The sequence below is a fragment of the Paraburkholderia sp. EG304 genome, from assembly GCF_046543485.1.
Classification (GTDB): domain Bacteria; phylum Pseudomonadota; class Gammaproteobacteria; order Burkholderiales; family Burkholderiaceae; genus Paraburkholderia; species Paraburkholderia youngii.
This window is the reverse complement of sequence record NZ_JBKGUA010000028.1, coordinates 91,976-106,571: the sequence shown is the minus strand read 5'-3', so window position 1 is coordinate 106,571 and position 14,596 is coordinate 91,976. Positions and strand designations below refer to the sequence as shown.

General features: G+C 64.0%; 13 protein-coding genes. 4 read left to right on the top strand and 9 right to left on the bottom strand.

The window, feature by feature from the left end:
• From gspK to gspG, 5 genes are all read right to left on the bottom strand, one after another.
• On the bottom strand, window positions 1-526 hold a 526-nt coding region (gene gspK, locus ACLFKU_RS27975; RefSeq protein WP_410851218.1), incomplete at its 3' end, for a type II secretion system minor pseudopilin GspK.
• Window position 527: 1 nt separating this feature from the next.
• A complete protein-coding gene (locus ACLFKU_RS27970; protein WP_368584844.1) occupies window positions 528-1,202 on the bottom strand; it encodes a type II secretion system protein J in 675 nt (224 codons plus the stop codon).
• The gene (gspI, locus tag ACLFKU_RS27965; RefSeq protein ID WP_410851222.1) at window positions 1,180-1,572 is read right to left on the bottom strand and encodes a type II secretion system minor pseudopilin GspI; all 393 of its coding nucleotides are present in this window, start codon (window positions 1,570-1,572) and stop codon (window positions 1,180-1,182) included. The genes ACLFKU_RS27970 and gspI overlap by 23 nt, the downstream gene beginning before the upstream one ends.
• Window positions 1,573-1,624: 52 nt before the next feature.
• Complete coding sequence (locus ACLFKU_RS27960; RefSeq protein WP_410851217.1) at window positions 1,625-2,164, bottom strand: GspH/FimT family pseudopilin; 540 nt, start codon at window positions 2,162-2,164, stop codon at window positions 1,625-1,627.
• Window positions 2,165-2,340: 176 nt separating this feature from the next.
• Window positions 2,341-2,805 (bottom strand): type II secretion system major pseudopilin GspG, encoded by a 465-nt coding sequence (gspG, locus tag ACLFKU_RS27955; RefSeq protein ID WP_013090996.1) that lies wholly within the window; start codon window positions 2,803-2,805, stop codon window positions 2,341-2,343.
• A 136-nt stretch (window positions 2,806-2,941) separates the two neighbouring features.
• Here gspG and ACLFKU_RS27950 point away from each other — a divergent pair, with 136 nt between their 5' ends.
• Window positions 2,942-3,355: a hypothetical protein gene (locus ACLFKU_RS27950; RefSeq protein WP_410851216.1), complete on the top strand. Its 414-nt coding sequence runs from the start codon at window positions 2,942-2,944 to the stop codon at window positions 3,353-3,355.
• A 76-nt stretch (window positions 3,356-3,431) separates the two neighbouring features.
• Here the strand turns inward: ACLFKU_RS27950 and gspF are convergent, their stop codons facing one another.
• From gspF to gspD, 3 genes are read right to left on the bottom strand one after another with little or no spacing between them, the layout of a single operon-like run.
• Window positions 3,432-4,649 (bottom strand): type II secretion system inner membrane protein GspF, encoded by a 1,218-nt coding sequence (gene gspF / locus ACLFKU_RS27945; protein WP_176380597.1) that lies wholly within the window; start codon window positions 4,647-4,649, stop codon window positions 3,432-3,434.
• A gap of 4 nt (window positions 4,650-4,653) precedes the next feature.
• A complete protein-coding gene (gene gspE, locus ACLFKU_RS27940) occupies window positions 4,654-6,168 on the bottom strand; it encodes a type II secretion system ATPase GspE (RefSeq protein WP_368624141.1) in 1,515 nt (504 codons plus the stop codon).
• 5 nt (window positions 6,169-6,173) lie between these two features.
• A complete protein-coding gene (gene gspD, locus ACLFKU_RS27935; RefSeq protein ID WP_410851215.1) occupies window positions 6,174-8,576 on the bottom strand; it encodes a type II secretion system secretin GspD in 2,403 nt (800 codons plus the stop codon).
• A gap of 496 nt (window positions 8,577-9,072) precedes the next feature.
• On the opposite strand from gspD, the gene ACLFKU_RS27930 reads away from it, so the two are divergent.
• Window positions 9,073-9,516, top strand: a complete 444-nt coding sequence (locus ACLFKU_RS27930; RefSeq protein WP_013090991.1) for a lytic transglycosylase domain-containing protein — start codon at window positions 9,073-9,075, stop codon at window positions 9,514-9,516.
• 144 nt (window positions 9,517-9,660) lie between these two features.
• Window positions 9,661-11,016: a GTP-binding protein gene (locus ACLFKU_RS27925; protein ID WP_410851214.1), complete on the top strand. Its 1,356-nt coding sequence runs from the start codon at window positions 9,661-9,663 to the stop codon at window positions 11,014-11,016.
• Window positions 11,017-11,114: 98 nt separating this feature from the next.
• Here ACLFKU_RS27925 and ACLFKU_RS27920 read toward each other — a convergent pair whose 3' ends face one another.
• Window positions 11,115-11,393 carry an HU family DNA-binding protein gene (locus ACLFKU_RS27920; protein ID WP_013090989.1) on the bottom strand — a complete coding sequence of 93 codons (279 nt, stop codon included), beginning with the start codon at window positions 11,391-11,393 and terminating at the stop codon, window positions 11,115-11,117.
• Window positions 11,394-11,838: 445 nt separating this feature from the next.
• Here ACLFKU_RS27920 and mnmC point away from each other — a divergent pair, with 445 nt between their 5' ends.
• Window positions 11,839-13,806: a bifunctional tRNA (5-methylaminomethyl-2-thiouridine)(34)-methyltransferase MnmD/FAD-dependent 5-carboxymethylaminomethyl-2-thiouridine(34) oxidoreductase MnmC gene (gene mnmC / locus ACLFKU_RS27915; RefSeq protein WP_410851213.1), complete on the top strand. Its 1,968-nt coding sequence runs from the start codon at window positions 11,839-11,841 to the stop codon at window positions 13,804-13,806.
• The last annotated feature ends 790 nt before the right edge of the window (window positions 13,807-14,596 follow it).

The following is a 14,596-nucleotide window of genomic DNA, read 5'->3' as shown; positions in this document are numbered from 1 at the left end:
TCACTTTGGCGAGCTGCCCGCTCAGGCCGAGCGACACCAGCAGGCGCTGATACGCGGCCATCTGCTCGGCGCTGATTTGCGTCACGCCGGGCGCCGGACTCGCGACCAGATTGCGCAGATTGAATCTCGACTGGGCGTCCTCGATCGAGCCCGACAGGTACGTGGCCGCGCCTTGCTCAGCGCGCACCTCGCCGATCTGGCCGAGAAAATCCGACAGCCGCGTTTTCGCGATCGGCACGCCCCACAAGCCGCCCAGATACGTGATGCCCGCCGACGTATCGCCCTCGGAGCGCAGGATCAGCCGGGTCCAGTCGAGCGCGCCGCGCGCGACCCATTGCGCCTGCGACAGCAGCCGCTGATTCTCGATGCGGCGGATCTGCACCTGCTGGCGCCACAACATGCCGGACACGAGGATCGCCGACAACGCGACGACCAGCAGCGCGCTGATGATGGCCGCGCCCCGCTCGCGCGCACGTGCGCGCGAAGCGGATGCGGACTTCTTCGGCCATGAGGAGGAAAACGTCATGTCATTCTCCGACCAGAAAAACACGCGTGATCGGCCGTGCGAGCGATGTCGCGCCGATGCTGACCTGGAGCCCTGTCACCGAGCGCGGCATCGGCGCGTTGCCGAGCTGCGGCACCTTCAGATTGTTGACGGCCTGGTTCATCGCGGTTTGCACGTCGTTCATCTGGATGGTCCAGCCGAGCTTCGGCACGTACATGCGCGCCGAGATGGAGCCGACGCCGCCCATCAGCGGCACCGCGCTCCAGCCTTCGTCGCTGCCGTGCAACGCACGCCGCAAGTCGCCGACGTTGCCGATCGGCGGCGACGCATAGCGCACCACGCGGCCGTTCGAGATCTGATAGCGCACCACCTGCAGACGCGGCGCGGCGCCCGGCAGCACCATGTGCCGCACGATCTGCAGCGTGTTGCCGGACACCGAGACCGCGGCCTGGCTGGCTTCGTCGTCGCTGGCGGCCTGGCGCGCGTCGATGCGCATCTGATCGAACAGCTGCGCGAACACCCGCTCGTCTTCCATCGCGTTCGTGATCGTCGTGCGGGCGCGGATGATCTGATCGAGCCCGCGCCACGACAGCACGGCGATCACTGCGAGGATCGCGATCGCGACCAGCAGTTCGATCAGCGTGAAGCCGCGCGCGCCGTAACGGCGGCGGCGCTCACAGCGAGCGGTTGGCTTCATTCGCGACCACCGTGACCATCTGGGCGAGATTGCCGGATTGCCCCGGCATCGTCACCATCACTTCGACACGGCGAAACACCGGATTCGGCGTCGCCGTCACATGCTCGGTACAGCGCAATTGCAGATTGCCTTGCGAGCAATCGAAGCTCGTCGAGCCAATGTTCGGCCATGCATGCTTCAGATGCAGGTCCGCGAGCGCGTTGTCCGCGCTCCAGCCGGCGAGCAGACGCCGATGCAGATCGGCTTCGCCGCTCGCCAGACTGCCGACCGCGCGCAGCGACGCGGCAAGCGCGACCGCGATGATCGCGAGCGCGACCAGCACCTCGATCATCGTGAAGCCGCGCTGGCTGTGGCACGCGATAGCGCGCATGTTGAAGAGAGAAGAGGCATGGGCGGGCCTGCCATAACGACGCATCCGCATGTCAGCGCACCTCGTAGCGGCCATTGCCGGTACTGACGATCGTCGCCTGTCCGGCCGCCGAAAACAGCGTGACCTGCACCGGCACGTCGATCGCCTCGGTACCGAATACGATGCGATCGGCATGTGAATCCGAGCCCGAGTAACTGATCGCGACACTGGTCACGCCGCCTTCCCACTTACGCGGCCCGAGCAGATCGTCACGCAGCGGACGCCAGCCGTCCTGGGTGCGCTGATCGAAACGGAAGCCGCCCTCGAACGGCTGCCACGCGATCGGCCGCGCGCGCACTTGCGCTTCGTCGCCAGCCGATTCGAACAGCAGCGCGAGACGCTGCGCTTCTTCGTTCAGATCGGTGCGCGGATTGCGGGTCATCGTAAGCGCGGTCAGCGACACGAGCAGGCCCGCGATCACGAGCACGACCATCATTTCGAGCAGCGTGAAGCCAGCCGCGCGGCCGCGGCGTTGCCGGTAGCGCGGCCGCGAAGCCGTACACGGGGTGTCCACGGGGGACTTGCAAGCGGACGTGCGCATAGTGCCGGCCATCGACGATCAACGAATATTCAAACAGCAATGCATCGGTGAAACACGCGCGCTTCGTCGCGCCATGCAAATTGCGGCGCGGCGGGCAGGGCGCCCGGTGAAACCAGCGGCCAACCCAGTGCCAACGAGGGTGCGTGCGTGAACATCATCGAGCCTGGCGGATGCTCTGTTCAGCGTGCTTATTGCCAGGACCCGACGTCGGAATCGTTGCCTTCGCCGCCCGGTTTGCCATCGGCGCCGTAGCTGAATACATCGATCTCACCGTGCACGCCCGGATTCAGATACTGATACGCGTTGCCCCACGGATCGTTCGGCAGACGCTCGAGATAGCCGCCGTCCTTCCAGTTGTTCGGCACTGGGTCGGTGGACGGTTTTTCGATGAGCGCGCGCAGGCCTTGCTCCTGGGTCGGATAGCGGCCGTTGTCGAGGCGATAGAGCTTCAACGCCTGCATCACGGTGCCGATATCCTGCTTCGCGGCGACGCGCCGCGCTTCGTCCGGACGGCTCATGATCTTCGGCACGATCAGCGCGGCGAGAATGCCGAGAATCGCGATCACGACCATGATTTCGATCAGCGTGAAACCGCGTTGACGGCGGCCGCGTGAACCCGCGTTGTCAGCGCGGCGAATGGTCGACAGTTGCATAGCTTGCTACCTCTTTTCAGATGAAATTTTTGGCTCGGGTTGTCAGATTGAATACGCCGGGCCGGTCATTTTAATGTCATGCAGTTGAAGGCTTTCAACCCACCGCAATTTTCACAATAGTCCGTACAATGTGCGCATGAACGCCATCCAAATCCGCCTCCTGTCGCTCGCGCTGTTCGCCGTTTTCTGCGCGACGCTCACGTACTGGGTCATCACGCTCACCACGATGTCCGGCGCGCCGCTACCGGCTGCCGCCGCACACGCGCAGGTCTCGACCGACCAGGCCGCGACGCTGTTCGGCGGACAGCTCACGCGCAACGTCAATCAGGACATCCATCTGTTCGGCATCCTCGCGTTGAGCGAAGGCGCCGCGGCGATCGTCAGCGTCGGTGGCGAGCCGCCGCACGCGGTGTCGCTCGGCAGCGCGCTGATGCAAGGCACCAGGCTCTCCGAAGTTCGCGCCCGCTCGATCATCATCGACCGCAACGGCGCCCACTCGGAAATCTTTCTGCCCGCCAACTCCAGCGGTCCCACCATTTACGTGCGCTGAAACCTGAAGCGGTTGCGCGGCTGATACGGCACGCCGCGCAAATCTTTTCTTTTCCTTCCTCGCGGTACGGCCACCGCTACTGCACGAGGTTGTTCAGTTCGATGATCGGCAGCATCACCGCAAGCACGATCACGAGCACCACGCCCCCCATCGCCAGAATCAGCAGCGGCTCGAGCAGGCTCGTCAGGAACATCGTGCGGCGCTCCAGCTCGCGCGCTTCGCCGTCGGCTGCGCGATCGAGCATCGTCGTCACGTCGCCGGTCGCTTCACCCGAGCGGATCAGGTGCACGAGCACCGGCGGAAACGTCTTCGTGTTGCCGAGCGCGCGCGACAGCGACGTGCCTTCGCGCACCCGCACGATCGCATCGTCGATGTTCTCGCGCATCGCGTTGTTGCTGAGCGTATCGGCCGCGGCCTGCAACGCGCGCAGAATCGGCACGCCCGCCGCGGTCAGAATGCCGAGCGTGCTAGCGAAGCGCACGGTGTTATAGCCGCGCACCAGCTTGCCGAGCAGCGGCGCGGTCAGCAGCCAGCGGTCGAAGGCGAGACGCGGCCCCGGTTGCCGGAGCGTCGCGCGCACCAGATAGACGACCACGATCACGCCGATCAGCATCGCCCACCACCAGTGGCGCACGAAACCGGACAGCGCCATCATCACGATCGTCAGAAACGGCAGTTGCTGCTTGGTGCTCGCGAACACGTTGACGACCTGCGGCACCACATAGCTGAGCAGGAACGTGACGATGCCGAACGCGATGATCGTGACGATCGTCGGATACGTGAACGCCAGCACGATTTTCTGCTTCAAAGCATTGCGCTGCTCGATGTAATCGGCGAGCCGCGACAGCACCAGGCCGAGCTTGCCCGTGTGTTCGCCGGCCGCGACGAGCGCCCGGTAGATCTCGGGGAAATCCTTCGGATGCTGCTGCAGCGCGTTGGCAAGCGAATGACCGCCGAGCACTTCGGCGCGAATCGCCGCCATCAGCTCGCGGATGTAGTCGCGCTCCGACTGCTCGGTCAGCACCGAGAGCGCTTCGTCGAGCGGCAGGCCCGCGATCAGCAGACTCGCGAGCTGCCGCGTCAGAATGGCCTGCTCGCGCTGCGACAGACGACGCCCGAGCGCGAGCCGCTGATTGCGCTCGCCGCGCGTGCGCGACGCCGCCGGTTCGACGACGAGCGGCGTGAGTCCCTGCGAACGCAGGTTGGTGCGCGCGCCGCGCGCACTGTCGGCGTCGAGCACGCCTTTTTGTGCCTTGCCCGCCGCGTCGATTGCTTCAAAACGGAATGCCGGCATGCGCTTATGCTCCGCCCGTCACGCGAATCACTTCTTCGAGGGACGTCAGTCCCGATGCGAGCCAGCGCTCCGAATCCTCGCGCAGCGTGCGCATGCCCTGGGCGCGGCCCGCTTCGAGAATTTCGGCATCGGCCGCGTTGCGGTGGATCAGCGAGCGGATCGTTTCGTCGATCAGCAGCAGCTCGTAGACGCCGCGCCGTCCCGCGTAACCGGATTGCCCACAACGGTCGCAGCCGACCGGATGCCAGCGCTTGCTACCGTCTTCCTCGGTGCGCTCTTCGCGGCACACCGGGCACAGTCGCCGCACCAGCCGCTGCGCGAGCACGCCGAGCAGCGACGAGGCGAGCAGATACGGCTCGACGCCCATGTCGGTCAGACGCGTGACGGCCGATGCCGCGTCGTTCGTGTGCAGCGTCGCGAGCACCAGGTGGCCGGTCAGCGACGCCTGCACCGCGATTTGCGCGGTTTCGAGGTCGCGGATTTCACCGATCATGATGATGTCCGGGTCCTGACGCAGAATCGAGCGCAATGCGCGCGCGAAGCTCATGCCGATCCGCTCGTTGACCTGGGTCTGGCCGATGCCGGACAGGTCGTATTCGATCGGGTCTTCCACCGTCATGATGTTGGTGGTTGCCGTCTCCAGTCGCGACATCGACGCATACAGCGTCGTCGTCTTGCCTGAGCCGGTCGGACCCGTCACGAGCACGATGCCGTGCGGCTTGCCGATCAGCTTGTCGAACTGGCGGAGCGTGTCGGATGCCATGCCGAGCGCTTCGAGATTGAGCCGCGCCGCGTCTTTTTCGAGCAGACGAAGCACCGCGCGCTCGCCGTGGCCGGTGGGCAGCGTCGATACCCGCACGTCGACCGGACGACCGCCGACGCGCAGCGTAATGCGGCCGTCCTGCGGCAAACGTTTTTCCGCGATGTCGAGCTGCGCCATGATCTTGATCCGCGAGATCAGCGCGCCGTGCAGCGCTTTTTTAGGCCGCACCACGTCGCGCAGCGTGCCGTCGACGCGAAAACGCACCACCGACGCATTCTCGAACGGCTCGATATGAATATCCGATGCCTGCTCGCGTGCGGCTTGCGTGAGCAGCGCGTTGATCATACGGATGATCGGCGCGTCGTCTTCCGATTCGAGCAGATCCTCGACCTCGGGGATGTCCTGCATCAGCCGCGACAGATCGACTTCGCCTTCGACTTCGCCGACCACCTGCGCGGCGCTGCCGTCCTGGCGCGCATAGGCCTGGTTGATCGCCTGCGCGAGATCGTCGGCGGGCACGCGCACGACCGACACCACGCCGTAGTTGCGCGCGATTTCGGCAAGCGCGGCTTCGCTCGTGCGCTCGCTGATCCAGACTTCGAGGCTATCGGCATGCTGATGCGCGACCAGGATCTGGCCGCTGCGCGCAAAACCGTATGGCACGAGCCGGGCGGCAAGCGGGGACGGTGCCGCGCGCTCGCCGGCCGCGGCATCGCCGTTCAGCGGACGTTGCGAAGGCGCGGTTTGCGCGGGCATCTGCGTCACGGACGCGCTCCCGGCGACACCGTGCTCGGCACCGGGCCGCTTGCCGGCTCGACGACGGCCGGTTGCGGCATGGTTTGCGGCATCGTCTGCGGCACGGGTTGGGTCGTGGTCTGCGCGCCAGCTTGCGGCACGGCCTGCGGCGGTACCTGTTGAGGAACCTGTTGCGGTGCCTGCTGCGGCATCATCTGCTGGCGGCGCATCTGGTTCAGGTCGAACAGGTTCATCGCCGGCACCCCGCCCTGGCTCGGGCCGAGCGGCATCGGCGGCACGACCGGATCGTCGCGATCCCTCATGATGTTGTTGTCCTGACGGTACGCGCCCTGCACACCCTGGATGTAGTCGTAGCGGTTCGCCGTGACGGCCTGCGTGGTGTCGCGGTCGGCGAGAATCACCGGGCGCAGGAACACCATCAGGTTAGTCTTGTTGCGCGTCTTCTGCTCGGAGCGGAACAGCTGGCCCAGCCAGGGAATGTCGCCAAGCAGCGGCACCTTGCTGTTGCTGACCTGGTAGTTGTCCTGCATCAGGCCGCCGAGCACGATGATCTCGCCGTTATCGCACAGCACGGTCGACTGGATCGAACGCTTCGTGAATTCCGGGCCCGCCGGGTTCGTCGCCGCGTTGTTCGTGCCGTTCACGATCGCCGAATCTTCCGTGTAGAGCAGCAGCTTCAGGATGCCGCCGTCGGTAATCTGCGGCTTCACGTGCAGCGTCAGACCGACGTCGACCCGGTCGAACGTGTTGAACGCCGCGCTCGTCGTGCCGCTCGTCAGGTTCGAGTACGAACCGGTCTGGATCGGCACGTTGGTACCGACGATGATCTTCGCCTCTTCGTTGTCGAGCGTGATCAGGTTCGGCGTGGACAGCACGTTCGCGTCTGCGGTCTGCGACAGCGCCTGCAGCAGTGCGCCGAGACCCTGCACGCCGAAGATGTTGTGGATCCAGCCGACGTTCAAGCCTTGTTGCAGGGCCTGGCGGCCTAGCGCCGTCGCGAGACCGCCGGTCGAACCAGCCGCGGCCGCCGCGGCCGTCAGGTTGATGATACTGTTGCCCGAGCCAGTCGCCAGGTTGGTACCGGCAAACAGGTTGCCGTTCGCGACCTGCCACTGAATGCCGAGGTTGCCGCTCGTATTCGAGTTCAACTCGACGATCAGTGCCTCGATATACACCTGCGCGCGACGCGCATCGAGCTGGTCGATCACCGCGCGCAAGTTGCGGTACGTCGCTTCGGGCGCGGTGATGATCAGCGAGTTGGTCGCGGGATCGGCGGTAATCATGCCGCCGCCCTGATCCTCGCTCTTTTCCTTATCGCCGCCGAGAAAGCCGCCGGTATTACTGTTCGAGCCCGAAGCGCCGCCGCCCATCGGCGAGTTCATCGAGCCGCCGCCGAGGCCGCCCGACGGCAACGGCGGCGTACCCGACGAGCCCGTCGAATAGCTGCTGTTCGACAGACCGCCACCGCCACCACCACCGCCGCCGCCGCTCGTGTTCTGGTTGAACGAGTTGGCCTCGTTCGCGCCGCCTGACGAACCCTCGCCGCCGCCCTTGCCGAGCATGCTGCGCAGCGTGCGCGCGAGCTTCGTCGCGTCGGCATTGCGTAGCGGCACGACGTGGATGTTGCCCGGCATCGTGGTCGGCATGTCGAGCTGCTTCGCGAGTTCCTTGGCCGCCGCGAGGCGTGCGGTGTTCGACGCGCGCATCAGCAGCGAGTTGGTGCGCGGATCGGACGAGATCGACACCTTGAGCGTCGCGTCCGTGCTGCCGATCGAGCCCGGATCGAGCATCTTGTTCATCTGCTGCGCGATGTCGATCGCATTTGCGTTCTTCAGCGGCACGACTGCAACCGCCTGGCCGGCCGCGCTATCGACACCCGCGATGATCTGGGCGATGCGCCGCACGTTGTCGGCGTAGTCGGTGACGACGATCGTATTGTTGGAGGGGTAGGCCGCGACCGTGTTGTTCGGCGAGATCAGCGGACGCAGTACCGGCAGCAAATTGTTGGCCGACTCATTCCTCAGCGTGAAGACCTGCGTGATGACCTGGTCGCCGCGCGCCGTCGGCGCGTTGCCGACGTAGGTCGGCACGCCTTGCAGCTTGGCGTCGGCCTCGGGCACCACTTTCAGCACGCCATGATCCTGCACGAGCGCGAAACCCTGCATGCGCAGCGCGGACTGCAGGGTTTTGAGCGCCTGATCCTGAGGCACCGAATTTTCGGACACGAGGTTCAGTTGCCCCTTCACCCGCGGATCGACGATGATCGTCTTGCCGGTCGCCGCGCCGATCGCCTTCGCGACCTGGTCGATGTCGGCGTTGACGAAGTTGAGTGTCACCTGCGCGTGTGCAGTTTGCGCGGTGATCAGTCCAGCCACCAGCAGCGCCGTTGCCACCCGACGCAAAGCCATACAATTTCTTCTCATGGGATGTGATATCGATGCCGGCAACCTCTGCCACCGACGGTCATGCGATGCGGACCCGGCGGCAAGCTACCGCCCGGTCGGTTTGTGAGCCGGCCCTAAAAGCGAGTTTCGCTTCGAGTTCCGGCGTCCCGAGGTCCGAAAAAATCGAACAGTAACAGCTTTTCATGTCGGAATTGAAACAAAACAAGGGGCCCCATGCGAATTCATGAAGATCGCAGAGCTGTTATTAAATTGAAAGCTAGCCAGCATCGTACACTCACGCCATTACCCGGCTTTGTACGGTCTTATGTCGGTTAGCCAACTTGACGAAGGTCGGACTGCCGGTATGATACGAGCCGTTCGACCCACTGTTATGTGTTTGCTGACGCGGGTTTTCCCCGATGCTCGACAAACGCCCGGCCAGCTTGCCGTTGCGGCCGAAACGCGGCCGGCGAACTGCCTTACCGATTCTTACCTCGGGTTTGCTTAGTCCTATTGACCGATGAAACGTCCGCTCGTCACCGTTGCCGCCACGCTCGCGCTGCTCGCCGCGGCCGGCTCCGCGCGCGCCGACTGCTTCGATGAAGCGGCGAAGTATCAGAAGGTCAATCCGCTGATCTTACGGGCTATTGCGTGGCAGGAGTCGCACAACCGGCCGGATGCCCAGCACAAGAACGCGAATGGCTCGACCGACTACGGTGTGATGCAGATCAATTCGGTGCATCTGCCGGTGCTCGCCCAGTACGGGATCTCGCAGGGCACGCTGATGGAGCCGTGCAAGAACGTTTACATCGCGGCGTGGCATCTGCGCCGGCAGATGAACAAGTACGGCAATACCTGGCAGGCGGTCGGAGCATACCACTCGGAGACGCCGACGTTGCGGGACAAATACGCGCAACAGATCGCTGCGATTCTGCGCAGCTGGAAGTTGATGCCCGCGCAGTAAGCCATTCCAACGCTGTCGCTCGCACGAGCCGCACGCATTTTAATGCACAATGCGACTTCGTGCTTTTGTCGCGCCGTCGCAGCGATGCCGACGATTTGACCCCGCGCGCGGCACGCCTTCCAATCTTCCCGTATTCGTACCGCGATGAACCAGCCGCTATTGCCCATCACCGTGCTCTCCGGTTTTCTGGGCGCCGGCAAGACCACGCTCCTGAAGCACATCCTCGCGAACCGCGCCGGTTTGCGCGTCGCCGTGATCGTCGACGATCTGGGCGACGCCAATATCGACCCGACGCTCATGCGTAATGCGGCCGAACTGTCGGGCGTCGACGAGCAGATCGTCGAACTCAAGAATGGCTGCATCTGCTGCACGCTGCGCGACGATCTGCAAAGCGAAATCCGTCGCCTCGCCGGCGAAAAGCGCTTCGACGCGCTCGTGATCGAATCGAGTGGCATCGCCGAGCCTATGTCGATTGCCGAAACCATCACATTCGATGGCGACGACCGCCTCTCGCCCGGCGAAGTCGCCCGGCTCGATACGATGGTCACGATCGTCGATGCGTTCAACTTCCTGCGCGATTACGCGTCCGCCGATGCGCTCTCCGAACGCGGCGTCAGGGTCGACGAAGACGACGACCGCACGATCGTGGAATTGCTGATCGAGCAGATCGAGTTTTGTGACGTGCTCGTCGTGAACAAGATTGATCTCGTCAGCGCGAACGAGCTCGCGCGTTTGCAGCGCATCCTCGCGCGCCTGAACCCGCGTGCGGTGCAGCTCGTGAGCCGCTTTGCCGAAGTGCCGCTCGATCAGGTGCTGAACACCGGACGCTTCGATTTCGACGAAGCGTCGAATGCGCAGGGCTGGCTCGCGGCGCTCGAGCACAAGCACGAGAATCAGCACGGCGATCAAGATGGCCACGTGCATCACAGCGAAGCCGACGAATACGGCGTCGGCTATTTCGTCTATCGCGCACGCCGGCCGTTTCATCCGCAGCGACTGTGGGAGCTGCTGCATCAGGAGTGGAAGGGTGTACTGCGCAGCAAGGGATTCTTCTGGCTCGCGACGCGCAACGATATCGGCGGTTCGCTATCGCAGGCCGGTGGCGCTTGCCGGCACGGCCCCGCGGGCATGTGGTGGGCCGCGCAGGATCGCAGCGAGTGGCCGGAAGGCGACGACGAGTTGGCCGCCGAAATCGCCGCCGACTGGTACGGCGCGCCGGCCGATATGAGCATCGGCGATCGTCGTCAGGAGTTCGTGCTGATCGGCGTCGACATCGACCCCGCCCTCTGGCGCGCGAGGTTCGACGCCTGTCTGCTCACCGACGACGAATACGCGATCGGGCCGCCAGGCTGGCAGCAGTTCCCCGATCCGTTCCCTGCATGGGAGTTCGACGACCACGATCATGACGACGAGCATGATCACGACCATCATCACGGGCACGGCGACGACTGCGAGCATTGCGGACATGACCACGGCAAGAATGCGCATCGTCATGACTGAACGAAGCACGCCTCGCATTTGAGCCGCACGCATGGACAAAAAAAACCCGCCACTGGCGGGTTTTTCTCGCGGGTGTCAACTGCCCGGCAGCAATCTGCTTAGCGCTTGTTGACTGCGTCCTTGAACGCCTTGCCTGCCGTGAACTTGACGGTCTTGGCAGCCGGGATCTTGATGGTTTCGCCGGTCTTCGGATTACGCCCCGTACGCGCTGCGCGCTTGCCCGAACCAAAGCTACCGAAGCCGATCAACTGGACCGCCTCACCCTTCGACACAGACTTCTTGATCACTTCAAGCAACGTGTCCAGCGTTTCACCGGTTTGAGCCTTGCTGGCGCCCGTCTGTCCTGCGACAGCGTCGATCAGTTCCTGTTTGTTCATTAAGGTTCCTTTCTGAGTTTAGGTTGATACGAACAGCGCGACCGCGCCGATTATACGTGCGCGCACCGCGCCGTCGAGCAGCTGCGGCCCCGATCCTGAAGATCTCCCACGCCGGACAGGACACTGTTCGGCGGCCGTGCTGCCGCTCCCTTCGCGGCGCTTGCTATGATAGCGCAGCGCAAACCCAATCAGGATAAGGGTTTCGAGGAATTGCACGGTTTTCGGACCGTTCTTGCAAGGAAATCGAAAATTCGCCCCTCAACACCCCTAAACGAGGGCTGAAACCCAGTCCTGGCGGGGGTTAGCGTTGGTTTTTGCCAACGCAGCAAAGCGTCTGAAAGCGTCCTGATGGGTCTTTTGCGGCGACTCGCGCGCGGCGCGCGCCGACTCCAACCATCGAACCCGCTCTTTCGAGCGATCTTTTGAGCGTGTTTTCCCGTCGCGCATGACCGATCCGTTGATCCCCGCCGTCCTCGCTTTCCGCGACAACGGCAGCCCCTTCTCACCGCACTACGACGACATCTATCACAGCGCCGTCGGCGCGCTCGAGCAGGCTCACTACGTCTTTTTGCGCGGCAACGAATTGCCCGAAAGATGGCAGAGCCGTCGAACCTTCACCGTCCTCGAGACCGGCTTTGGCATCGGCATCAACTTTCTCGTCACCTGGGCCGCGTGGCGCGCCGATCCGGCACGCTGCGAGCGGCTGCATTTCGTGTCGACCGAGAAGCATCCGTTTAGCGCCGCCGATCTGCGCCGCGTCCACGCATCGACGATCTCCGATCCGCTGATCGCCCAACTCGCGGACACGCTCGCGAACGCATGGCCGATGCTTGTGCCCGGTACGCACCGGCTGGAATTCGAAGGCGGCCGCGTCGTGCTGACGTTGATCTTCGCCGATGCGCTCGAGAGCCTGCCCGCATTGCGGCTGCGTGCCGATGCGTTTTATCTCGACGGTTTCGCGCCCGCGAAAAATCCCGAGCTGTGGAGCCCGGCGATCTTCAAGGCGCTCGCGCGGGTCGCCGGCGATGACGCGACCTTCTCCACCTATAGCAGCGCAGGCGACGTCAAACGCGCGTTGACGCAATGCGGCTTCGAGTATCGCAAGGTCGACGGCTTCGGCTGGAAACGCGCGATGCTGGTCGGCCGCTTCGCGCCGCGCTGGCGTGTGCGTCGTTATGAACCGCCCGCGCCGTACGGGCACGATGAACGACACGCTGTCGTGATCGGTGCGGGGCTGGCCGGCTGCGCAGTGATCGAGCGGCTTGCGGCACGCGGGTGGCGCGTGACATCGCTCGAGCGGCATGGGTCGGTTGCACAGGATGCGTCAGGCAATCCGGCCGGCGTATTTCACCCAATGATTTCGCGCGACGACAGCGTTGCGTCGCGCGTCACGCGAGCGGGCTTTCTATACGCGCTCAATCGTTGGACCGCACTCGAAGATGCAGGGCATCGACTGGTCCGCGGCGATCGTGGCCTGCTGCAGATCGCCGCGGACGACGACGAAGCGCGCGCGATCGGCGACGCTATCGCCACGTTTCGCTATCCGTCCGACTACGTGACGCCGGTCTCCGCGGCCGATGCAGCACAACTCGCCGGCATGCCGCTCGCGCGTGGCGGCTGGTTCTTTCCGCGCGGCGGCTGGATCGATCCCGCCTCTCTTTGCGCGGCGCAATTCGCATCGGCAGGCGGCTTGCTCGAACGACGCTTCGGCGTCGACGTCGCGCGGCTCGAACGTTGCGGCGATCAGTGGACCGTCTTCGATATCGAGGGAAAGGAGGTCGCGCGAGCGCCGGTCGTAATCGTCGCCGGCGCCCATGAAGCTGCGCGCATCGCTGGCTTGCGTCATGCGCCGACCCGTAGCATTCGCGGCCAGTTGAGCTTGCTGCCGGCGGGCACCGTCGCAGCGCTTGCGCTGCCGGTGATCGGCGAGGGCTATGCCGTGCCACTCGCGAACGGCGTCACGCTGACAGGCGCGACCTATGAACTAGACGACCACGACACGTCGCTGCGCGCGGATGGTCATCGCGAGAATCTCGAGCGCGTCGCGCAGATGCTGCCATCGTTCGCAAGCGCGCTCGATGACGCGTCGCTGACCTCGCTCAGCGGACGCGTTGCGTTTCGCTGCGTGACCTCGGACCGCATGCCGATGATCGGCCAGTTCGCCGACGAAGCCGCTGCCGCACGAGATGCAGCTCGCCTGCGCGGCGCATGGCCGCTCGATCTGCCGCGCGTCGACGGTCTATACGGCGCATTCGCTTATGGTTCTCGCGGGCTGGTATGGGCCGCGCTCGGAGCCGAATTGATCGCGTCACAGATCGAAGGCGAACCGTGGCCGCTCGAACGCGGTCTCGCCGAAGACATCGACCCCGCACGTTTTCTGCTGCGGTCGTTGCGGCAGGGGACGATCGGTTAACCGGCTTCGACCATTGCGGCGTTAACGCCCGGCAGGTTAACTCCGCCCGCGCTGTAAACCACGTTAACCGACACGCCCGCTTATCCACCGCACCCTGTGGATAACCGCGCAGTTAACCGGCGCAAGTCGTGTGGAGCCGTTGTGGACGTAAACGGGGTAACTGGGACATCGCGAAAAAGTCCGAAAAGTTGCTCGCGTATACCGGCCGCCGCCGCACACGCTGTACATCCGGTTATGCGGCCGACAACTCGATGATTCATTTCGGTAAACACGGGTTATCCACAGAAAACGAGGCAGCTTGTTAACTGTTACTACGTATACATACGGTAAACCAGTAAACAGCAAAGACGGGAGCTAACGCCCCGCCTGTCGGGCTAGAAGATTTCGTTCGAGCTCGCGGAAACGGATCACTCGATGCGCTCCGTTAACCCGGGGGAGAGCACCAAAAAACGCGGACGAAACCGCACACCAAAGTCACACGCGCGAACGTAACGCACGGGGAGCGGATTCGCCGTTCGCGACGTTGTCGAAATTGACGCGATACCTCGAAAAAAGGTCGCTTTTTCCGTTCAATATAAAAATAACGTACTTTTTTACCGTTTTGCCAGCGAGTTAACGTCTTTTCGGTTAACGCGGAACAAGCTATGGCACAATCCCGGTTCTTTTCCGCGTCGTGCCACCGCATCTGACGGCACGCGCAGCAATGGAACGGTGCCGGTCAAACAGAATCTGATTCAAGGTCGACGGCGTTCCTTCACCGTGCCTGTTGCTACTGCCGCATCCCGTGAAT

What these genes read in the sequence shown, in the direction of transcription:
- ACLFKU_RS27970 (WP_368584844.1), bottom strand. Translation starts at nt 1,202, where the DNA reads ATGAAGCCAACCGCTCGCTGTGAGCGCCGCCGCCGTTACGGCGCGCGC.
- gspI (WP_410851222.1), bottom strand. Translation starts at nt 1,572, where the DNA reads ATGCGCGCTATCGCGTGCCACAGCCAGCGCGGCTTCACGATGATCGAG.
- ACLFKU_RS27960 (WP_410851217.1), bottom strand. Translation starts at nt 2,164, where the DNA reads ATGGCCGGCACTATGCGCACGTCCGCTTGCAAGTCCCCCGTGGACACC.
- gspG (WP_013090996.1), bottom strand. Translation starts at nt 2,805, where the DNA reads ATGCAACTGTCGACCATTCGCCGCGCTGACAACGCGGGTTCACGCGGC.
- ACLFKU_RS27950 (WP_410851216.1), top strand. Translation starts at nt 2,942, where the DNA reads ATGAACGCCATCCAAATCCGCCTCCTGTCGCTCGCGCTGTTCGCCGTT.
- gspF (WP_176380597.1), bottom strand. Translation starts at nt 4,649, where the DNA reads ATGCCGGCATTCCGTTTTGAAGCAATCGACGCGGCGGGCAAGGCACAA.
- gspE (WP_368624141.1), bottom strand. Translation starts at nt 6,168, where the DNA reads ATGCCCGCGCAAACCGCGCCTTCGCAACGTCCGCTGAACGGCGATGCC.
- gspD (WP_410851215.1), bottom strand. Translation starts at nt 8,576, where the DNA reads ATGGCTTTGCGTCGGGTGGCAACGGCGCTGCTGGTGGCTGGACTGATC.
- ACLFKU_RS27930 (WP_013090991.1), top strand. Translation starts at nt 9,073, where the DNA reads ATGAAACGTCCGCTCGTCACCGTTGCCGCCACGCTCGCGCTGCTCGCC.
- ACLFKU_RS27925 (WP_410851214.1), top strand. Translation starts at nt 9,661, where the DNA reads ATGAACCAGCCGCTATTGCCCATCACCGTGCTCTCCGGTTTTCTGGGC.
- ACLFKU_RS27920 (WP_013090989.1), bottom strand. Translation starts at nt 11,393, where the DNA reads ATGAACAAACAGGAACTGATCGACGCTGTCGCAGGACAGACGGGCGCC.
- mnmC (WP_410851213.1), top strand. Translation starts at nt 11,839, where the DNA reads ATGACCGATCCGTTGATCCCCGCCGTCCTCGCTTTCCGCGACAACGGC.